At 43.0% G+C, this 20,134-nt stretch carries 20 protein-coding genes; 3 read left to right on the plus strand and 17 right to left on the minus strand.

All coding sequences use genetic code 11. The features are described 5' to 3' along the window. Positions 1-4: 4 nt before the first annotated feature. The 9 genes from KAU88_00645 to KAU88_00685 form a co-directional block, all read right to left on the minus strand. The gene (locus KAU88_00645) at positions 5-469 is read right to left on the minus strand and encodes a hypothetical protein (GenBank protein ID MCK4477024.1); all 465 of its coding nucleotides are present in this window, start codon (positions 467-469) and stop codon (positions 5-7) included. Continuing rightward, a complete protein-coding gene (locus KAU88_00650; protein MCK4477025.1) occupies positions 457-1,626 on the minus strand; it encodes a hypothetical protein in 1,170 nt (389 codons plus the stop codon). The genes KAU88_00645 and KAU88_00650 overlap by 13 nt, the downstream gene beginning before the upstream one ends. An 83-nt stretch (positions 1,627-1,709) precedes the next feature. After that, on the minus strand, positions 1,710-2,171 hold the full coding sequence (locus KAU88_00655; GenBank protein MCK4477026.1) for a hypothetical protein: 462 nt from the start codon (positions 2,169-2,171) through the stop codon (positions 1,710-1,712). Positions 2,172-2,183: 12 nt separating this feature from the next. Continuing rightward, positions 2,184-2,984, minus strand: a complete 801-nt coding sequence (locus tag KAU88_00660; GenBank protein ID MCK4477027.1) for a hypothetical protein — start codon at positions 2,982-2,984, stop codon at positions 2,184-2,186. Between the two features lie 8 nt (positions 2,985-2,992). Then, positions 2,993-4,705, minus strand: coding sequence for a type II secretion system F family protein (locus KAU88_00665; protein MCK4477028.1), 1,713 nt, complete (start codon positions 4,703-4,705; stop codon positions 2,993-2,995). After that, positions 4,683-6,233, minus strand: a complete 1,551-nt coding sequence (locus KAU88_00670; protein ID MCK4477029.1) for a type II/IV secretion system ATPase subunit — start codon at positions 6,231-6,233, stop codon at positions 4,683-4,685. Before KAU88_00670 ends, KAU88_00665 begins: the two co-directional genes overlap by 23 nt. 287 nt (positions 6,234-6,520) lie before the next feature. Then, entirely contained in the window at positions 6,521-7,504 is a 984-nt protein-coding gene (locus tag KAU88_00675) for an electron transfer flavoprotein subunit alpha/FixB family protein (protein ID MCK4477030.1), read from the minus strand. Further along, complete coding sequence (locus tag KAU88_00680) at positions 7,505-8,293, minus strand: electron transfer flavoprotein subunit beta/FixA family protein (GenBank protein ID MCK4477031.1); 789 nt, start codon at positions 8,291-8,293, stop codon at positions 7,505-7,507. Between the two features lie 15 nt (positions 8,294-8,308). After that, positions 8,309-10,672 (minus strand): 4Fe-4S binding protein, encoded by a 2,364-nt coding sequence (locus KAU88_00685; protein MCK4477032.1) that lies wholly within the window; start codon positions 10,670-10,672, stop codon positions 8,309-8,311. Positions 10,673-10,768: 96 nt separating this feature from the next. On the opposite strand from KAU88_00685, the gene KAU88_00690 reads away from it, so the two are divergent. Continuing rightward, entirely contained in the window at positions 10,769-11,878 is a 1,110-nt protein-coding gene (locus tag KAU88_00690; GenBank protein ID MCK4477033.1) for a (Fe-S)-binding protein, read from the plus strand. Positions 11,879-12,118: 240 nt separating this feature from the next. Here KAU88_00690 and KAU88_00695 read toward each other — a convergent pair whose 3' ends face one another. From KAU88_00695 to KAU88_00705, 3 genes are all read right to left on the minus strand, one after another. After that, a complete protein-coding gene (locus tag KAU88_00695) occupies positions 12,119-12,724 on the minus strand; it encodes a fumarate hydratase C-terminal domain-containing protein (protein MCK4477034.1) in 606 nt (201 codons plus the stop codon). A 7-nt stretch (positions 12,725-12,731) separates the two neighbouring features. After that, positions 12,732-13,613, minus strand: coding sequence for a fumarate hydratase (locus tag KAU88_00700; GenBank protein MCK4477035.1), 882 nt, complete (start codon positions 13,611-13,613; stop codon positions 12,732-12,734). Positions 13,614-13,868: 255 nt separating this feature from the next. Beyond that, positions 13,869-14,492 (minus strand): DUF116 domain-containing protein, encoded by a 624-nt coding sequence (locus KAU88_00705; protein MCK4477036.1) that lies wholly within the window; start codon positions 14,490-14,492, stop codon positions 13,869-13,871. A gap of 65 nt (positions 14,493-14,557) precedes the next feature. Between KAU88_00705 and KAU88_00710 the strand changes: the two genes are divergently transcribed. Next, positions 14,558-15,844 (plus strand): tyrosine-type recombinase/integrase, encoded by a 1,287-nt coding sequence (locus KAU88_00710; protein MCK4477037.1) that lies wholly within the window; start codon positions 14,558-14,560, stop codon positions 15,842-15,844. 431 nt (positions 15,845-16,275) lie between these two features. Here the strand turns inward: KAU88_00710 and KAU88_00715 are convergent, their stop codons facing one another. Both KAU88_00715 and KAU88_00720 read right to left on the minus strand, forming a co-directional pair. Then, positions 16,276-16,599: a hypothetical protein gene (locus tag KAU88_00715; GenBank protein MCK4477038.1), complete on the minus strand. Its 324-nt coding sequence runs from the start codon at positions 16,597-16,599 to the stop codon at positions 16,276-16,278. 8 nt (positions 16,600-16,607) lie between these two features. Continuing rightward, positions 16,608-17,546, minus strand: a complete 939-nt coding sequence (locus KAU88_00720; GenBank protein ID MCK4477039.1) for a ParB N-terminal domain-containing protein — start codon at positions 17,544-17,546, stop codon at positions 16,608-16,610. Between the two features lie 170 nt (positions 17,547-17,716). On the opposite strand from KAU88_00720, the gene KAU88_00725 reads away from it, so the two are divergent. Then, positions 17,717-18,556: a hypothetical protein gene (locus KAU88_00725; protein ID MCK4477040.1), complete on the plus strand. Its 840-nt coding sequence runs from the start codon at positions 17,717-17,719 to the stop codon at positions 18,554-18,556. Between the two features lie 30 nt (positions 18,557-18,586). Here KAU88_00725 and KAU88_00730 read toward each other — a convergent pair whose 3' ends face one another. The 3 genes from KAU88_00730 to KAU88_00740 are packed head-to-tail and all read right to left on the minus strand — an operon-like array spanning position 18,587 to position 19,661. Then, on the minus strand, positions 18,587-19,129 hold the full coding sequence (locus KAU88_00730; protein ID MCK4477041.1) for a hypothetical protein: 543 nt from the start codon (positions 19,127-19,129) through the stop codon (positions 18,587-18,589). Next, positions 19,117-19,371 carry a hypothetical protein gene (locus KAU88_00735; GenBank protein MCK4477042.1) on the minus strand — a complete coding sequence of 85 codons (255 nt, stop codon included), beginning with the start codon at positions 19,369-19,371 and terminating at the stop codon, positions 19,117-19,119. Before KAU88_00735 ends, KAU88_00730 begins: the two co-directional genes overlap by 13 nt. Continuing rightward, complete coding sequence (locus KAU88_00740) at positions 19,368-19,661, minus strand: hypothetical protein (protein ID MCK4477043.1); 294 nt, start codon at positions 19,659-19,661, stop codon at positions 19,368-19,370. Before KAU88_00740 ends, KAU88_00735 begins: the two co-directional genes overlap by 4 nt. Positions 19,662-20,134 lie beyond the last annotated feature (473 nt).

Raw genomic sequence — 20,134 nt, forward strand, 5'->3', positions numbered from 1 at the left:
TGCTTTATCCTCTCACAAGCTGCAATACCAGAATTCTTGGGTCATATTGTGATTGGTATCCAGGGATCATGTAAGTTACTGAAACCGTCGAATTTGAAGCTTTGAAAGCCTCTTCGGCACCATAACATATAGGCACATCTCGGTTGATTACGTGGTAATCTACATTATAAATGGTTAAATTGAAGTACACGTCTGGGGGCAAAAATATCGTCAACGCAAGCCCAAGGTCTTCCCACTCAGTTTGATTGTAAACGAAGCGACCCAGAAGCCTTTGTTCATCTAAATTATGAAGAACGTTGTGACCCATTTTTTCAAGATCGCTAGTCTCATATTTCGGACTTGAAGGGAGCACGGCGAATGTGTTGACGAAAGTTAAGGCGGATATGAAAATGAATGAAGCAAGCAAGGTTTCAATGACCCGCATCTGCCCCTTTGTATTCCTCATTGCTCTCATCGCTATTCTTTCCATAACGTTAACTCTGCAATGAACTCCATACCAGAGAAAACAACATAACGACGAAGCTTTAACGCAACGTTACTACTTTGTTCTGAATCAGGACCAAAACTGAAAATCTTGGAAGACTCCCAAAGTGAAAACGGACCGACGACTATTACAGGTCTGCGGCCTCCTCCTCCTGCTCCCAGTGGAACGCTTACTAGAAAAAGCAGTAAGGCAGGTTCCATAGCTTTGAGCCCAGGAAAAGTATTGTTCCAATAGACATAGCCATAGCCTTCAGTAATCTTATCATCATTCCCATCGCCGCCTCCATATATCTCCGTCAGTGTATCATCATAGTTGTATGCCATGAAGTTGAGAATCCTTCGCACCGCACTCGTATTGGTAAGTTCACCTCGAAATGACAGAATAACGGTGTCTCCAAAAGTGTTAATCTTCATCACGTTTTGTGCCCATTGATCTTGTTGCGCCACTACCATTGTTGATATGCCTGCGACTGTTATCTTCATAATTGCGATAGCTGTTTGCAGAATGTAACCAGACGGAATTTGCATAGTTTGGTTTCCTTCGCATCTCCCCAAAGCGTCCGTGAACAAAGTTTCTGGCGAAGTGACATTGACTAAAGGCTCCTCTACTTTATCGGGATGCCTTGCTGTACAAAGAATTGTAACGCTTACTTGGGCATTCGGAATAGGTCTCCGGTCTACGCTACGGGTCACGTTAACTGCGAAAAAGACGTAATTTGATGCATTGTTGATTTGAAGATCCCAATCAACCACAAAGGGTCGGAAAATGCTGAGGCTAAAGCCATAGTCCTTGAGTTCAAGCAAGTCCCGTGCACGTAGGTATTCTATGTACCCCGGGCTGTCTTTGTCTAATCTCTGCACTTTATCCATGTCCAATACGTACAGTGAAGATTCCTCTGAATAAGCTAGCCCAAAGGCATTAACATTATTCTGATAAAATGGAAATGCAGACCCCCAATCCGATGGAGAGCCGCTTCCTAGAAGTATCGCGTTTAACACGTTCAAGGCTGTGTTTCTGAGTTGCTGCTCGTCTACATAAAGTAGATTGACATAGCTTATGGCTGGAACAGCCAACACGCCAGATACGAAAATTATACCTACCACTACAATGGAAACTACGTAATCATACAGTTCTCCTACCAAATTCAATCCCTCCTTAAACTAGAAACTTTTTCTATGTATAAAGTATAGTGAGCGTCTCTTAAGTCTTTTGTCTTACGATACACTTATCTCTCAACTCCAAGCCACACCCATACACCTGTGCTATTACTAACACACCCCGCAACCACCAACCTCTCACTGCTTTCCACCAAACAGTCTTCTTGATACGCCTTCAAACCCGGAAGAAGCCACGAATCCGCATAATTCCATGAATTGTCTTTCAAACGAGCCCTTACGAATTGGGCCGAACCGTTTTGGTATACGATTTCAACAAAATATGTTGAGTCCCGAATGCTTGAGGGCAAATCGAGATCCTTCTGTAACACGACGTCGCAGTTAGTAGAGTTTGCCAGAAAATAGAGGTTTCCCAACGAGTTAGATACGTAGTCGGCAACTTCCTTTAGTTCACGCTTCATCATCTCAACATTTACGTTGTCTATTATGTAGAAATAGTAAAACGGCATCACAAAAATCAGAACGATCAAGGCGCTAGTACAAATGACATGACTCATCAAAGGCGCTACCATTCACATCTCCTCCTACACGCTCACCCGCACCGTAGCAATAACAAAGTTAAAAACAACCTTACTACCATCCAATTGAAGAGTTGTGTCAAGAGCATTATCTCCCAATCGAACGCTGATATTGCATTTATTGTTTAAAACTTCATAGCCGTTGCCGTGGGGACCACCATAAGGGATCGTTGTTATATTAAGACATCTTGCGATAAGATCAAAATCACCAATGTATGTTGACCATTTTGCCATCTCAATATTAATAATCCATATGTCCACGTAATTGACAAGTACCTGCTGATCACCCTCAGTAACGTTAATTGTAGAGGTTTTCATAGCTCGCACTCCATAAGCTAGGTTCAATGTAACCCAGCCTGAGTTTTGTTCTATTAACGCCCTTCCATAGCTTCCTGTGCCGTTAGAAATTATTTCGTCGCTCCCTAAGAGGTATGAGGAATAGTTCGCTCCAAAGTTAACATACATCGTTTTTGTGCTATATCTCACATATCCAGTTTGGGTGGAATAGCTTGCGTTAACATAGTCCGTTACATTGATGTGCAAGGGTAAGTTTGGAATTAGCTCTAATTGCCCATAATTAACTGTGAATCTGGCTGAACGGGCCCCCTGAAGCTTCCAAGCAATGTTTTCTAGTGCGTCATCAAATGCTAAGATTGACTTCTTCGCAACCTCAAACTCAGCTGCACCCCTTTGTTGCTCTAGAACTTGATAGGTGTAGGTACTAGTTACAAGCACCAACACTATAATAGTTGCAGTCATTATAACTGCAGATATAGCATACGAGACCCCGCGCCTATTGAAAATCATATCAACAGTTAACCTCCAGTGAAGCTAATCAAAGATGGAGCTACCTTAGATGTTACTATAGCGATTATTGTCAGTAATGTTGCGTGTTTGAAGCCTGCGGCAACGGATTCCTCGCTTATCTTCCCTCCCACAAGCCCAATTAAATAGCTATGAATTATGACAGAAGTGGAAAAAATAAGCATTAATGCATCTATATCTACCGTAGTCGTCGCCTCAGGACCTGCAAGGCCAACTGTTTGTGTTGTAAAAGTGAGCATCATAACAGTTGTAGCCACCAACATGAGAGACGCAAAGTAAGGCATCATTATGTAAGGTTTAACTGACATCCTCTTCTCTTTTTCCACCTGCTGCGTCGTAGTGGTAAATCTCGCAAGCGACTCAATCATCGCGATAGTGCCACCGCCAACATCAATAGTCTCCACCAAAAGAAACATAACAATCTGCGTCGCCCAACTCTTTGTTCGATTGACAAAATCCATGAAAACTTTCCTTATCGGGATACCCCAAGAAAGCTCAGCTGTTATTTTCCTTAAATGCTTGCTGAAACTTCCATATTCCCGATTAGAAAGAGTTTCAATACATTTTTCCGGGGCAAGACCAGTCTTCCTAGTTTCTGTAAGGTCTTGAAGAAAAAGAGTAACTCCCTTCTCGGTGCTCATTTTTTCTGCAGAAAGCCTCTCATGGACAATGGCAGGTGGTCCAGTTGTAATCACCAAAGCTATTGAAACCGCCGTTGGAAGATCGACAATGTTTGTTAATGGCGCAAGAAACGGAACAGGCATAATATCCAAGAAGTTAGTGAGAAGCATAAAAACTCCTGCAGCAATCACCCCACAGATCCCATAGATCTTGTAGGGTCTCCAATCCGTAATCGGAGATTTCGGCTGCATACCATGTGCAAGATAGATGAACACAAACGAAAGTAGCGGCGTGAAAACATACGTGTACAGAATTATTCCTGAGTACGAAGACATTCCTGTACTATAGATTGCCTCCACGCTGAACAAGATATAAAAGCACAGAGACATGAGGACCATAATGATAATGAATGACTCTAAAAGCATGCCAAGCCGCTCTGCAGCCGCTCGTACTCTTGCAGCTCTTGTCATAAAGAGCTCTCTAGACTTTGTTTCAAGGAAACTAGTAATGTCTCCACCTATGATAACTGTAGAAGCATATCCTCCAACAAACTCCCGATAAATGTCTAATGGATTTGCTTTTGCAGAGTTTTGCATAGCAGTTAAAGGATCTACGCCAAAAATCTCTACATCTCTGATCAAGTTTTTTGCTTCTTGGCTCATCGCAGGCATCAAGTCTGCTTCTGCTAGTCGTTTGAAGCTTGTATATGGAGGAATTCCCCCTGATGCCATGACAGCCACGTAAGTTGCGGCAAATGGCATTTCTCTTTCCAACCGTTGAGATCGTTCACTGGCCTTGGACATAGGGGTGAGCATGAAGGCAATCATTACAAATAGAGGAGTAGGCACTAGGAAGATTAGAGGCATGAATTGGAAGAAGTAGAGAAGCACAATAGCAACTATACTTACTGGAAGTGTCAGAGAGGCCACAAAAAACATTAGAGATACATATGTCTCAGCATATATCCTCATATTTGCTCTTTTAAGATAGCCTTCAAACTCGAAGACGTTCTTTAGGAAGACCGGCGCTATCCTTCCGAAAAAGCGGAACGAAAGCCCTTCAAGAGTGCTTAGCAATGGCAAGTGCTTCTATTTCTCCTATTGAAACTTTTTTGTAAAACTCTTCGGGTCTAGCATAATATTCTGCAATAATTGCTGCAACATCTTTGTAGCTGCGAATGTTTTGTTCTCTCATCCAATGCAACACTTTTCTACGTTGCTCAATCTCATTTTCCAAATCTTTTCTGTCCATGTCGGTGCGTTCAGACATGTAAGGCAACATAACGCTATCGTCAAATGAAGATAGGTAATCGTCTTTCGTAGGTTGCCATTTGAAAATCCTTCGATAATCCTCGTAGTTAGCAACTTCATTTATTTCCATCACACGTCTAAATGCTTTCGTTTCCCCCCCTACTTCTAAGTGAACCCTTTGAATAGACAACACAATGTTCAAGAGCGGAATGTATGCAGGTGCAATATTCATAGGTTTCTGGGTGAGACGCTTAACCGCAGAATCAACGTCTTCAGCGTGCATTGTGCTCATGCCACCGTGACCTGTTGCCATTGCCTGAAATAGGACATAGGCTTCTGCGCCTCGAATCTCCCCTACTATGAGAACGTCTGGCCTATGTCTCATCGAAGTTTTTACAAGATCAAAAAGTGTCACTTCACCTGTCTGGTCTTTACCAAGCCCATAACTCCTTCTTGAAATCAACGAAATCCAGTTCTCATGAGAAAGATTCAGCTCAGCGGTTTCCTCAATTGTGATTAGTTTGCTACCAGGTTTAATGAGGCAGGCAAGAGCATTCAATGCTGTTGTTTTCCCGGATGCTGTTCCGCCCAAAATCATGATTGATGCTCTATTTTCTAGACATAACCAGAAATATGCAGCTATCTCTTCAGAGAAGGTTCCAAGGTTAATTAAGTCAATGATAGAATATGGGTCTTCTCTGAATTTCCGTATAGTGAAAGCTGTGCCAAAAGGTGTGATTTCGCGTCGATAACATACAGCAAGTCTGTGTTTTCCGGGGAGTGAAGCGTCAACTATAGGGAATGCAGTGCTTACATGTTTTCCAGCCATGTGGACTAGCTTAACTACCAAGTTGTCCAATTCGGGATCTTCTCGGAAAAGGAGGTTGGTTTCGAGACTTTCGTATTTTCGGTGCCATATGTAAACTGATCTTTGGATACCGTCACATGATATGTCTTCGATGTTAGGATCACGCATAAGCGGGTCAATTCTTCCGAAGCCGACAAGGTCTCGCTCAGCATGATAAAGGATTTTGTACCAAGAAACATCGGGCAACCAACCTAGGCTGATACGGTATTTGTCGACTATTTGTCTGGCTTCTGTGGCAAAAAACTTTCTAGGATCGTCAATTTCCTCTTTTGGAGAATCTATCTCAGCCAGCAAAACATCCAAAACACGATTGTAGATATTCTGCTCCAACGGATCCAGCTGTAACTCGTCAAGTATATATTTGTATTCACCAGTTTTTGGGTTCTGCACTATAGCCACATGTGCAAAAGGCTCATACAACGGATATCTCTCAATAATCTTGAAACCTCTGGGGACAGGTTTTGGCGGTGCTTTTTGAACAACCATTTGCATAGGTGGCTTACGGAATTGTGGCAACTTAATTTTTTTTAGAGAATCTTTTAGTTTCGCTGACGCTTTTTTCAAGTGTTGCAACGTTGCTCTCCTATACAATTAAAGCGCACGAGTGTGTATTAAATATTGCGTCTTGCTAAAGCATAGTCAAACTCTGAAATTGAACAACTTAGCCTTTAAGGTATCACCTTGATTTGAGAAAGAGGATTCTTTGTGGCATAGGAAAATGGAGATCATGAAGAAATTCGAAGTGGGCATCGACGGAAAGGGCAAAAAGTTTGATTGCGTTACCTTTTTCCTTTCAGTTCATTTACTTTGCTTTTTAGGGGCGAAACTACTTTGAAGAGGTCTTCCACGACACCATAGTCAGCTACACCGAAGATAGGTGCGTGTGGATCCTTGTTTACTGCGATGATTAGATCCGAGTTTTTCATCCCGAGGACATGTTGGAAGGCGCCGCTTATTCCGAGGGCTATGTAAAGTTTCGGTTTAACAGTCTTTCCAGAACTGCCAACTTGACGGTCGTTAGGAAGCCATCCTTTATCTACGATGGGACGTGAACAGGCTAACACAGCTCCAAGGGTTTTTGCCAGTTCTTCTATTGGAGGAATATCACTTTCGTCTTTTATCCCGCGCCCAATTCCTATGAGCACATCCGCAACTGTTATATCTACGCCGCCGGGAGGAGGCAAAACATATTTGATAAAGCGTTTTTCCGCTATTTCCTCAGAAATAGGAGAAGGAACTTCAATAATTTCTCCATTTGCAGAAGTCTTCTTTCCAACTGGGAAAGCTGCTTGTCGAACAGTCACGATGTAATTTTCTGCTTTACGAAGCACTGCATTGACATTTACCTTGCCACCATACATCTGACGCGTCACAGTTAATGTCTCATTTTTAAATTTTAGGCCTATGCAGTCCGTTGCTAAGGGTACATCCAACGAAACAGCGAGGCATGGCGCCAAATCCATACCAAAAGAGGTGTGCCCAATTAAGGTTAATAATGGCTTGCGTTCTCTTATTAAATTGGACAGTATCTTCTGATAGGTTTCTGAGTTAAAATTCTCCAACTTTGCATCTTCAACCAACAGAACCTTTTTTGCGTATTCTGAAAGAGTTTTTGCTTGTTCTTTGACGTCTTTCCCGAATAGCACTACTGATAGTTCTGTGTTTGTTTTCTCAGCCAATTCCTTACCTTTGGCTAACATTTCAAAGGTTATGTCTCTGATCTGTCCTTGTCTATGTTCGCTTAGAACAAAAATTTCTTTCATCTATACTAACCCCCTTGCTTTTAGGATTTCGGCAATTCTCGCAGCAACTTCTTCTGGGCTCCCTTTTAGGAATTCTGCTTGTTTCTCTACAGGTGGCACGTACATATTTTCTATCTTTGTCCATGAACCAGCTTCCCCAACCTCATTTTCGCTTAGACCAACTTCAGCCAAGCTGAAGACTTTTATCTCCTTCTGCATTGCTTTTCTTATTCCCATAATGGAGACATAGCGAGGTTCATTAATTCCTGTTTGGATTGTAAGCACAGCTGGTAGCTTTATTTCGATAATTTCTTCTAAGCCACCTTCCAATTCACGGTTGACCTTGGCGATGTCGCCGTTCAATTCGATTTTCTTAACCATGGTGGCGTGGGGGATTCCGAGAAGTTCTGCAAGTGTTGGCCCCACTATTGCATAACCATCGTCACCTGCTTGTGCTCCCGTAAATATCATGTTGAAAGGCAAATCTTTAATGATCTTATGGAGAATTTTGGCGATGGCGTAGCCGTCAGAGCCTTCGAACTTCGGGTCGGTAAGCCTTACAGCCTTGTCTGCGCCACGGGCTAAACACTTCCTTAAAGTGCTGTCAGCATCCTCAGAGCCCACTGTTATGGCGGTAACGGTGCCTCCGATTTTTTCTTTTACTTGCACTGCTTCCTCTAGAGCGTAATCATCCCATTCATTAATGTCAAAAACTAGACCACTTTTTTCTATGGTTTTTCCTGCAGAGTCAATTTTTATCTCTGCTTCCGCCGTTTCCGGAACGTGTTTCACACAAACGATTATATCCATAACGCTTTTTCTCTCCTAGATGCCTAGCTTCTCTTTGAGCTTATTACGTTTCTCCATGGAGAAGGGCCCGAATTTCTTAATTCTTTCTGAAAACCTTGTGAACAAGTCTGCAGCCTTTTTGTATACGGGTAGGGGGACATAGCTGTAGCGGACTCTCATGCCTTTTATTTCAAATTCTGCAAGGGAACGGTTCATTTCAATCATCCTCTTCTTGGTAAAATGCTCATCGATGTCTTCTTGTCCCTCAATCACCAATATTCCATCCGCTCCGAGGGCAAACGCATAAAGCAGATGTTTCAAACCTAAGATGGCGGTGGAAGGAACCGCTAATATTCGAATGTTTTCGGGATAATTGACACGATCAAGGCCTAGAAAGTCCATGCCAGTATATCCAACATTTTTGTCTACAAAAGCAACAATCCTAACCTCGTCAGGTTCCTTGTCCATGAGAACTCCTCGCAGATTAGCTACGATCTGCCTATTTGTTGAATTCTTAAAGTCTATGGCTTCCTTTGGGCAAACGGGAATGCATGCACCGCAGCCAGTACACATGAACGGGTTAATTTTGGCTTTTTTGGCTTCCATAATTATGGCGTTGACTGGGCAAACTTGAACGCAAAGGCCGCAGCCGTTGCATAAGGCTGTAATTACAAAGGCCTTTTCTGGGCTTGTCGTGATGCGTTCTCCTTTCAGGAAAAGAGAAGCCTTGGCAGATGCTGCTAATGCGTCGGAAACTGTGTCGCGAACATCTTTCGGGCTTAGGGCGCATCCACACGCAAATATTCCAGTTTTAAGCGAGTCTACAGGATCGAGCTTCGGGTGTTTTTCTTGTATGAAGCCATTTTCTCCTAAGGAAAGTTTCATTTTGCCAGCGAGCTCTCCAAGTCCCACTGGTGGAACCATGGGCGTGGCCAGAGCAACCATGTCGTACTCTCTTTCTGTAACCTCGCCCATCAAAGTATCTTCCGCTAAAACAACAAGTTTGCCATTTTTGTTCTTCCAGATTTCAGCCACTCTACCTTTAGTGAATAAAACTCCAGCTTCCTCATCTCGCCAATAAAGTTCTTCATAACCTTTGCCAGTAGCTCTAATGTCAATATAATAAACATGAACATCGATTCCAAGCATTTTCCTAAGAACGAAAGCTTGCTTTAATGCATACATGCAACATATCCGGCTGCAATATGGAATATGATTCTTGTCTCTGGAGCCTGCACAAAGCACAATCGCTATCCTTCTAACGTCGTCGCCGTTCGCCCTTTTTACATAACCTCCTGTTGGTCCAGAGGCAGAAGTTAACCTTTCCAAATCCATCATACTGATGACATCTTTGTAAATGTCATATCCGTAATTCCTAAGCATGTTCGCGTCATAGAGCTCGTAACCAGTAGCCATAATTATGGCGCCCACTTTCAGCTCGATTGTTTTTCCCTTGTCTTCCAAATTTATGGCTTTGGCTGGACAAAGCTGCTCACATTTTAAGCATTTTGTACATGCGTCAAAATCTATTACGTAAGCTGAGGGCACTGCTTGAGGGAACTCTATGTATGCTGCTTTCCTCTGGGATATGCCTTCGTTGAACTTGTCGGACACTGTAACTGGACAAACTTTAGCGCACACACCGCAACTCCTACAAGTCTCGATATCCACGCCGCGGGGCTTCATGAAAACCCCCACTTCATAGTTGCCTGGACGTCCACTTATATCCTTAACTTCAGCATATGTAAGCAGATTCACGTTTCGGTTTCGCCCAACCTCAGCCATTCTCGGCGTGAGTATACACTGGGCACAGTCTAACGTTGGAAAAACTTTAGTTAATTTAGCCATGTTCCCGCCTATGCTTGACTTTCTTTCTACAACATGAACCTTAAAACCCAAATAGCCAAGCTCTAGAGCCGCAGTAATGCCAGCTATCCCCCCACCAACGACCAAAATTTCTCTTGAACATTTTTCACTTATGCTCTCTAAGGGCTCAAGTTCCAAGCTTCGCTCATAGCTGCCCCTTATTAGGCTTATAGCTTTCTTTGTGGCTGCTTCAGAGGATTGGGGACCATGAACCCACGAGGCTTGTTCTCGGATGTTTACGAATTCAAGCATATAGGGGTTCAATCCAGCTCGCTCGAGTACGCTTTGAAAGGTTGCAAGGTGCATTCTTGGAGTGCAACTAGCGATTACAACGCGGTCTAAGTCTTTCTTTTTTATAGCTTCAACTATCACTTCCTGGGATGGCTTTGAACAAAGATATTTTTGGTATTTTGCAGCAACAACTCCTTTCCAATCCTTAACTGCTTCTAAAACAACTTTCACATCCACAACGTCCCCTATGTTTCCGCCGCACTCGCAAACAAAAATCCCTATTCTCGTTGGCGCCTTCTCCATCTTGTCACCCTTCGTTTCCTTGACTTGTTTTTATTCATACAAAGGAAAACGCTTAAAAAACCTTATGCTTCATCTTATCAAAGCGAGACAAGGAAAATGAATGTGCAGGAGCTCGTTCAAAAACATAAGCTGCTTGAATGTATTCACTGCGGAATATGCACCGGAAGTTGCCCAGTGTCCAGAAAGGCTAATTTAAATGTTAGAAAGTACATGCGGGAAATTTCTATAGGTGGCAAGCTAACTATACACTCTCAAAACGAGTTATGGAGCTGTACGACCTGCGCTACATGTGGAATTCGCTGTCCAAAGGAAATAAATCCTTACGAATTTCTAATTGACATCCGAAGCCTTGCGGTAGAACAAGGGCAAATCGCCACAACACTCCGTGACGCGTTAGAGAGCACTTTTAAGAATGGTAATCCGTGGGCAAGAATAAGAAGCAAAAGGTCGGAGTGGGCACAAGAACTAGACATTAAACACGTCTCGCAAGGTGCAGAGTTCCTTTATTTTGTAGGCTGCACACCGGCTTATGATCCTCGAGTTCAAAAGGTGGCGAGAAACTTGGTGAAGTGCTTCGAAAAAGCAGGAGTCAACTTTGGAACATTAGGAGACGAAGAAAACTGCTGTGGAAGCGAAGTCTATGGTATGGGAGAAAAGGGCCTATTCGAACTTCTAATAGAAGAAAACGTTAAGTTATTCAAGAAGTATGATGTAAAGCACCTTGTCACAAGCTGTCCCCACTCATACAACGCCTTCAAAAACAGATATGGAGAAACAAGCTTCGAGGTTCTGCATCACACACAGTTACTTGCAGACTTAATCGACAAAGGTAATCTCACATTTTCACGAGAGATAAACAAAACAGTCATCTATCACGATCCCTGCTTCCTAGGAAAACAGAATGGCGTATACGACGAGCCCAGAAGAGCTATCGAAAACATTCCAGGCGTAAAACTTGTAGAGTTCGATCGTTCTAGGGAGCGAAGCTTGTGCTGCGAAGGCGGCGGAGGAAGAATGTGGATAGACATTCCGGGAGAACGTCTCGCCGAAATCCGCGTCAAGGACGCAGCCGACTCGGGAGCGGAGATATTAGTTGTTGCGTGTCCTTTCTGTCTCCTAACCTTTGAGGATGCCGTTAAAACAACAGGCCTGGAAGGAAAAATTCAAGTCCTAGATATAGCAGAGCTACTTTCGCAAGCCATATAACCGTTCGCGCGCGCTTAGAGTTCAGAATCTTCGCATTGAATGTATCCTAATGATTGAAGTCTTTTCAACATTCCTTCACGCTCTTTCTTGGCACGCACACGCAGGTTTCACTGAAGGTTCTTCAAAAGGTTCTGCATGCAATGCACCATCCTCTTCTGCACGGTGAAGGATATCCTAGAGCCTTTGAAGGAAGCATTATGACCGTTTTGAGTTATGGATTCATGCGCACATTGCAGTTTGCTATGGCTGAATGCCGAGTTTTTGGTAGATAACTGTTCGATTTTCTTCTGTTTTCTTTTTAATGTCTTCGAAGAGATTGTTTCCGTGAGAGTCTATCGCGACTGTTAGGGGACCAAATTCTTCAGTCTTTAATATCCATAGGGCTTCGGGCATGCCCAAGTCGATCCATTCGACATTTTTTACTTTTTTTATTGCTTTTGCGGCGAGGACTGCGGCTCCGCCCGTGAAGGCTCCATAGATGGCTCCGTATTTCCGCATGGCGTCGGTGGTGCGTTTACCCATGCCTCCTTTACCAATGATGACGCGGGTTTTGAAGTTCTTGATGAATTCGTCTTCGAAAATGTCCATTCGTGTGCTAGTTGTGGGGCCAGCTGCCACTATGTTCCATTTGTCTCCTTCCTTTTTGACTATGGGACCGCAGTGAAAAACTGCCAAACCTTCTAAGTTGATTGGGAGTTGTTTTCCTTCTTTATGGAATTGCAGGGCTCTTTTGTGAGCTTGGTCGCGGGCTGTTACTATAGTTCCTGTGATGTATACAACATCGTTGACTTTCAATTTTCGCACATATTCTTCGGAGATTGGGGTGATTAATTTGTATGTTGCCAATTCTTTTTCACCTCATTTCATGCGTTAAGTATTCAACACGTCCATCTGGATGAATGCGCGCTGTTGCCCTTCTTGCCGCCCAGCAGTTGAAGGCTACTGCCGCTGGATAGGATGCTGGGTGTCTTGCAGCGTAGTCTATGTTTACACCTAGGACGGTGAACTTGCCGCCTAGTCCCATTGGTCCTATACCTGTTTGGTTTGCGGCTTCCAGTAGTTCTTTTTCAAGTTTGGCTATTTCGGGGTCTGAGTTGGGGTGGTTAAGGGGGCGCAGTAACGCTTTTTTTGCCATTTTCATGGAGATATCTGTTCCTCCTCCGATTGCCACGCCTAAAATGTTTGGGGGGCACGGTTTTGAGCCTGCTTTGATTACGGAGTCTATGACAAATTTCTTTAGCCCTTTGATACCTTCTCCAGGCACTAGCATACCTGTAACGCAGACGTTTTCTGAGCCACCGCCTTTCGGTAGCACAGTGATTTCAAGGGTGTTGCCGGGTACTATTTCCCAGTTTATGTAGGGGATGTTTCTACCTGTGTTGTTGCCTGTGTTTTTCTGTTTGAATGGGTCTACAGCATTTGGTCTCAAGGGCACTTCGTTTGTTGCTCTTTTGGTGGCGTTGCGTAAAGCGTTTTCAATTTTGTCTAGATTTTTGACTTCTGCTCCGGCTTTTATATAGAAGATTATTGTGCCGGTGTCTTGGCACATGGGTGTGCGGGTTCTTTCGGCTAGCGCCACGTTGTCAAGGATTGCTTTGAGTTGTGTTTTCCCCGCTTCACTTGTTTCTTCTTGGTAAGCTTTTTGGAGGGCTTCTTTAACATCTTTTGGTAATTCTGTAACTGCTAAGCGTAACAGGTTAACTGCTACGTTTTCTACTGTTTGTTCTAAACTCAAATGGTTTTCCTCCAAGCGTTTGAGAGCTTAGTTGTAAATACTTCAATCTTATAGCTTTTGTGTGCATCCCGGTTTGCCATGTTTGATGGTAAGCGATCAAAATTCTATTTGGTGTCAAATAGACTCCGAACATGGAAAGTGCAAAGTAATTACGTGAGAATCTCTATAACTTATACTGCAATGAAAACACTAGTCTTTACCTTTGCAAGTTAATGTTGAAAGGAAAAGCATTTTCAGGATTAGGATAAGCGTAGTCTAGGAATAAGCCATAATCTTCTTCAAAATCTCTATGTTGAACTTAGTGTTTGCGCAACCATTTTTCGTAAGAGGAATTGCTTGGCCAGTTAAGCCTAGATGTTGGATATAGTCACCACCCATTTTCAACTCGTGACCACAAGCGACAGCTATAACTCCTTCACAGCCACTCCTTTTCAATATCTGAGGAACACAAGAACTGCCAGGGATAACAAATACGTCGTAGTCATTCTTCTCAGCCAGCTTTGTAGCCTGATTTACTATACAGTCTTCTGAGCAGTGACCACAGCTATAAGAGGGAATTTCAGGATTGAAGCTCGCTTGACAACGATTGTCCATATACTTGCGAGCGCAGTGAGGCAGAAGAACAGCCCGTTTTCCAGTTTTATAAAATTTTTGTTTTTCGGAAAGGTTTCTAACATATACGTCAACAAGGTCTTCAACAAGCATTAATGCATCAGAAATCTCCAAGCCAGTCATTTCTTGAATTCTAAATTTTTCAGCTAAATGCCTAGCGTGACCTCCAAGTTTTTTGTGCAGACCTTTCTCATTGGCTATGCTTGCGAGTTCTCTAAAGAAACCCTTAGATATTCTCGAAAGGTCAAAGCTAAACTTGTAGGGCATATTTCTTATCCAACCTTAAACTTATATACTGACTCCAACTACATACATCTAGTGGTGTAAGAGGCGTGAATAACATAAGTATCATACGTGAATATAAGCTCTATCTGCAAGACAACAACCGTAGCCCCAAGACAATTCATGGTTATGAGGCGATTTTAGCCGAGCTTTCAGATTTTATGAAGAGCAAACCATTCAAGAAGATGACAGCGAAGGATATGAGCAAATTTCTACGGTGGAAGAGAAGTCGCAAAATTGTGGGGGGGCGTCATCATAAGATAAGTGGGGCGTCTCTTAGCGAAGACAGTTATTGGCTGTACGTTCTAAGCCTTAAAATTTTCTACCGTTGGCTCTACAAACTGCCACAACATCATTATCCCCCTCAAGTTGCACAGTTAAATGTTAGAAGGAAAAAGAACCAAGCAATTACGCCCAGTGAAATCATAACAAAGGAAGATATCGCAACCGTCCTTAAACATTGCAGCAACTTCAAAGAGAAAGCTGTAATTTCTTGCTTATATGAGAGTGGTTGCAGAGCAACAGAGTTTTTGGATTGGCGCATTGGAGACATTGTTTTCGATAAGCGTGGAGCAGTGTTAAATGTGAAAGGCAAAACTGGGGAAAGACGCATACGCCTGATAGAAAGCGTGCCACACCTTCAGCAGTGGCTAGAAACACACCCCAACAGAGACGAAAAAAGAGCCTACGTTTGGAGGAGAAACCAAACACAAATCACACAAACCGCCTATATGTATCTCCGAGAAATGCTACTAAGACTATTCAAGAAGGCTGAGATAGATAAGCCAGTTAACCCTCACGCCTTTCGACACAGTCGATTGACAGAGCTTGCGAAGTATCTTTCAGACTCGAAACTGAAAGTGTTTGCTGGATGGACAGGTTCAAGCCGCATGGCAGGAACATACGTTCATCTATCTGGAGCAGACTTGGATGAAGATTTGCTGAAAGCTGCTGGTGTAGAAATCAGTGAAAAAGAACACGCCAGCCCATTAATGCTCAGAAAATGTCCAAGATGTGGGTTCCAAAACTCAGGATCGAAATTCTGCAGTAAATGTGGATTGCCATTGCACCCCGAAGAATTGATCTCCAAAGAGCTCGAAATGAAAGAAGAATTATCCCATCTTCAAGAAAGATTCAGATTGACTGAACTGGCGATGGAGCAATTTGCAAAAGAAACGGCTAAGAGGATGCAACATTTAGAATCAGTCATAAACAAGTATGAGAAAATGGAAATCGAGAAACAAAACGAGGAGTTACTGGAAGAGTATGAAACGAATTATGCTTCTGCACAAAGGGTAAATCACAAATCAAAACCTAAGAACAACAAGAAGAGCTAATGCCAGTGCGCGCGCGCAGGACCATGCATTTTCTAATGATTATGAACTGAAAAACCTAGGTTTAACACGCTAGAACTTGAAGAAATCGAGGGTTTTTTTCAGGTTTTCTGCTCTCAGAGCATGGAGAAGCTATTATGATGATTATGAAAGTGCAATTATGACGATGTTTATATGGAGAAAAGGGTGTGTTTCCCACAGTGGTAGAAGCAACCCTATATTATTACCCGCGCATCTTTGTATTAACTTGCTGAGGTTTTGGGTGGTTAATGCTGAAAGTTGCAACTGCGTTAACTGTTTACAGAGGTTTAGAAAATTGTTTTTTTCGCTTCGGTTTCTCTGCGAAATGTGGCTTCGTGGCAGAGTGCAGCTGCAAGCGCATAAAAGAACCGCCCAGAATTAGTGCTGGTGGGTCGTCGTGTTCACGTTTGTTTTCAGATGTGTTTTGATAAGAGATTTATCAGCTGTTCTTTCTCTCTGTAAATCTCGTTTTCTCTTGTTTTGATCAAAGTGTTTATCAGCGAAACAAGAGGGTTGACGATTCTTCTTGTGATAAGGCAGTCTAGGAATTCGTGTCGAAGGGTGTCCAGAGCCTCATCTGTTGACAAGTCAAAGACGTAGATAGTATTGCCCACGACTTCACCTGAAATCCTATAGTGCTCCTTGGGTTCCCACCTTACAACGGAAACTTCCACGGAAGGAATAAGTCTCTTCAACCGCGCAAGCTCTTTCTCAAGGATCCGCTGAACACTCATCATATCAAGTATCAGTCTTCCTGGTGCATGCGCTTTCCCATGGTTGCATGCCCATCTAGATGTTCTATCGCACCAGTTGCCTTCTTCAAGTTGCCAATTACTCCTCTCATTGTGAGGTATATTCCCGCACTTACGAGATGTTTTTCTTTTATGTCACGGATCAATGGTGCTAGATCCTCATTCAACTTCTTCATTAACCTCTCGATGGTCTTCGCGGATTTTTGACAATACTCCGTTTGGCTCAACCCCCTTCGCGTGGGTGTTTTATTTGCTGCTTCCTTTTCTTCAGGGGTCATAAAAAATTCTTCATCTTTCTGAGCGCTCACAATGCGCTTTACCTCTGCTAGGAGCAGCTGACCCTTACACTGTTCGATCTCCTCAGCAGCCTTGAGAAGGCTGGCTTTGATTTTTAGTTTGGTTAATTCGTAAAGCTTGTTTACGCTCAACTTCTTTAATGCATTAAAGTCTTGATCTTCACCTGCAACACTTTCGAGAGACTTGAAGATTTTGTAGATGGCAACATACTGTGAGATCTGTCCCTCAGTCACTCCTAGCTTTTTTGCAACCTCTGCTTGAGGCGCCATAGCTCCTCCACGCTTAATGGCCTCCACGAACTTCGCTGTGAACTCGGCTCTCTTATATGTTGATCTAGGTGTTCTCTTGAAGGTTGACTCCGCAATTCTGAAAACGTCTGAGTCACTCAGTTTAATCCTGATGTCTAACAGGACTTTCTGTTCCTTTTTCACTGAAGCCCATCTAGCATGTCCGTCAACTATTTCGTACTCATCGATCTTAGTGGGGTGAGGACGCACAATAATTGGCTGCTGAACCCCGTCCCTTTCAACAGAGTTAAAAACGTTCAGACTGTGACTTCTACCAGGCAAAATGGAGGACTGATGAATCTTGTCTGCACGAACCCATTTAAACTTTCTATTACTTTGCTCTGACAATTGTCAACATCTCTTTTTTACTTCTCTCCCGCGCACTTGTGCGTGAGATATCCTGCAGATGTTATTGGCGAATATTTATATAAGTTAAGCTGGATAGTATCCAACTTGAATTTCATATACTATACGCGGGCTTAAGAGAAAAGATACAGTATCGGAATGGGTGGGTAGCCATGTCAAATAGGTGGTCATTTGAAGTTTTCCCTGAAGAGTTAAAGCGCCGTTCGATATCTGCGTGGAGGATCCTTCTTGCACTTGCTTATGATGGATCTTCAACAATGTATGGAATCAAGAAGAAATACGGATTCCTATATCCGTCAATTCATCGCGCAACCAAGAGTCTTGAAGAGTTGAAGTGGATAAGGGTTATTGAAGAAAGGCGTTCTCAGAAGGGAGGCACCACAAAAGTTTACGGTTTAACCTTGCTTGGACTGCTGCACGTGCTTAGCAGAATCCCAAAATTGTTTCGTCCTGAGGAAATCCATACAGATGGGGGAGAAGGATTTCTGCCAGAGGAAGCAAAGCCTGATCTGCGAGAGTTGACATCTCAACAAGATGTTGCTTTCCACTTACTCTACTGCTTTAGGTCGGATCAAGTTGCTGAGAACAATCGTGAGTTACTGCCACTGATATTTGGTAAGTGGGGTCATCTTAAAAGCGCTCACGCAACAGTTGAGGTTTTTTCCAGCATGTTAGATGTTGCTCACGTTACATTGGCAGACTATTATAGCTCCAAATGGCCAAGCAGAAGGCAGTCGAGCCTGCACAGGCTTTTCGCTTTCAAAGTTTACTATAACATTTTGAAAGGCTCAGTGTTCGAATATCGCCCTAAGGAACTGGAAGATTACGACTCATTTGATTATCAAGGTATGATTCAGCAAAAGGCAATAGCGATATTCCGGAATGACCGCCAACTCACAGCTCTCTTCAAGCAAATCTGTAGCATACTCGAAAAGAAAGCAGCGTCCCTCTCCAAATCCCTTAAAGAAGTCAAATGGGCGATATTGTCATAAGATACTTTGCATGCTGACTTCTTGGGCAATTCAAGTTAATACTGCACCACAGTTTGCACATTTAGTCTGGTCTGCTTTATTTCTAGCATCACAATACTTACAAAATATCATCGCTGGAATAGTCCCCCTAGCGAGAGCCTCTTGTGCCAATCGTTTCTTCTCCTGTCGTGCTTCTGTTAGAAGTTTTTGGATTTCTTCCTTGACTTCCTCAATTCGTTTTCCCTTAACCTTACCTACTGTGTATTCGCCCTCTTGCGTTCCGAGGTCTACAACAATTCTGAGTGCTAAGATTCCAATCACACTAATCCTCCTAAGTAGAAGACCAGTAATTTGTTCGAGAGGAACCTTTGCCCTTTGACCAAACCTCGAAACGAAAAGTCCTGCCTTTTCTATGAATATCATATTGTCATTAGTAAATACAAGAAGACCTTTAAGATCCAACTTAAATCTCTCGCTTGGAAGCAGAACTGGTGGTGCGAAACTACAGACATATTGTAATTCAATCTCCTCTCCTTCCACTAATCCGAGACAACCTATGCATGCTTTATACTCTGAATCCTTCATTCCTTGCATTGAAATTTTTTCCTCCTTTCGGTATCTTTTGAGCAATTAGGCTCTTCTTTTTTCCTCATTTTCGCATGTGCTTCTTTAACAGATAATGCCGAGTCCACTTGGAATGGTCCTTGTATTTCTACTATTCGTTGTGTAACACCCAAGAAGTTGGAATCATCATCCACATACAAAACGTGAATATGACTATCTTTACCCGTCTTTTTATAATCACTTATTGGCGAATCAAGATTAACTTTGGTCAACTAACATGCCTAGTCCAGATTAAAAGACCATGTGTTATGTCGTAGATTTCTATGTTTCCATAGCTCGAGGTTTCCGGCGAAACGTGGTCTATATGGTCCTCCAACACTACTAGGGGGTGTAACGACCTTCCCTTAACGAATCCGATAACGTCGCCGATTTCATCTATGTAGACCTTGCCTAAGCCAAACTCGTTCAAGAGATCCCTAATAAAGAAGGCTATTTCTTTCTCCTCTCCAGATAAGCCAGGGAGCTGAATAAATCTTCGGGTGTAGTGGATTACGTCTTTCACGATGGTTACCTCCGAAAAGTGTTCTTACTCCCCAGCAATTTACCTTCCAGTTTCCATATTTTAGCCTTGTTAGCATGAAACATTCCAATTAAAAGAAAAGCTCTTGGAATGTCTATTGGAGCGCGTGTTAGTTTCATATCGTTTTAAGAAGGCTCGCGGAGATCAAGGCCAGAAAAGAGAATATGGCCATCACGAAGAAGCTCGGAAACTCGGGGAAAACGTCTCTCGCTTAGCTCGTTAAAAGGGGTCCCAGTAAAACTTCTATGTTGTTGAATGTGAGCAGGACCCCAAAACCCAGTCCCGCTCTTTTTGGGGCGAGTATCTGCGACGGCAAGGAAAAGAGATTGAAGGTTAGAAATGACGCCGCAATGGCAAGCGAGAGCACCAGCAAAAGCAAAAGGGGCAGAGACAGATAGGGGATGAACAAGAGGGAGACGGCTATCCCAACAGAAGAAGTCACAATAAAAACTTTT

Source organism: Candidatus Bathyarchaeota archaeon (assembly GCA_023131225.1).
In the GTDB taxonomy this organism is placed as follows: domain Archaea; phylum Thermoproteota; class Bathyarchaeia; order Bathyarchaeales; family SOJC01; genus JAGLZW01.

What these genes read in the sequence shown, in the direction of transcription:
- KAU88_00645 (MCK4477024.1), bottom strand. Translation starts at nt 469, where the DNA reads ATGGAAAGAATAGCGATGAGAGCAATGAGGAATACAAAGGGGCAGATG.
- KAU88_00655 (MCK4477026.1), bottom strand. Translation starts at nt 2,171, where the DNA reads ATGGTAGCGCCTTTGATGAGTCATGTCATTTGTACTAGCGCCTTGATC.
- KAU88_00660 (MCK4477027.1), bottom strand. Translation starts at nt 2,984, where the DNA reads ATGATTTTCAATAGGCGCGGGGTCTCGTATGCTATATCTGCAGTTATA.
- KAU88_00670 (MCK4477029.1), bottom strand. Translation starts at nt 6,233, where the DNA reads ATGCAAATGGTTGTTCAAAAAGCACCGCCAAAACCTGTCCCCAGAGGT.
- KAU88_00675 (MCK4477030.1), bottom strand. Translation starts at nt 7,504, where the DNA reads ATGAAAGAAATTTTTGTTCTAAGCGAACATAGACAAGGACAGATCAGA.
- KAU88_00680 (MCK4477031.1), bottom strand. Translation starts at nt 8,293, where the DNA reads ATGGATATAATCGTTTGTGTGAAACACGTTCCGGAAACGGCGGAAGCA.
- KAU88_00685 (MCK4477032.1), bottom strand. Translation starts at nt 10,672, where the DNA reads ATGGAGAAGGCGCCAACGAGAATAGGGATTTTTGTTTGCGAGTGCGGC.
- KAU88_00690 (MCK4477033.1), top strand. Translation starts at nt 10,769, where the DNA reads ATGAATGTGCAGGAGCTCGTTCAAAAACATAAGCTGCTTGAATGTATT.
- KAU88_00705 (MCK4477036.1), bottom strand. Translation starts at nt 14,492, where the DNA reads ATGCCCTACAAGTTTAGCTTTGACCTTTCGAGAATATCTAAGGGTTTC.
- KAU88_00715 (MCK4477038.1), bottom strand. Translation starts at nt 16,599, where the DNA reads ATGATGAGTGTTCAGCGGATCCTTGAGAAAGAGCTTGCGCGGTTGAAG.
- KAU88_00725 (MCK4477040.1), top strand. Translation starts at nt 17,717, where the DNA reads ATGTCAAATAGGTGGTCATTTGAAGTTTTCCCTGAAGAGTTAAAGCGC.
- KAU88_00730 (MCK4477041.1), bottom strand. Translation starts at nt 19,129, where the DNA reads ATGCAAGGAATGAAGGATTCAGAGTATAAAGCATGCATAGGTTGTCTC.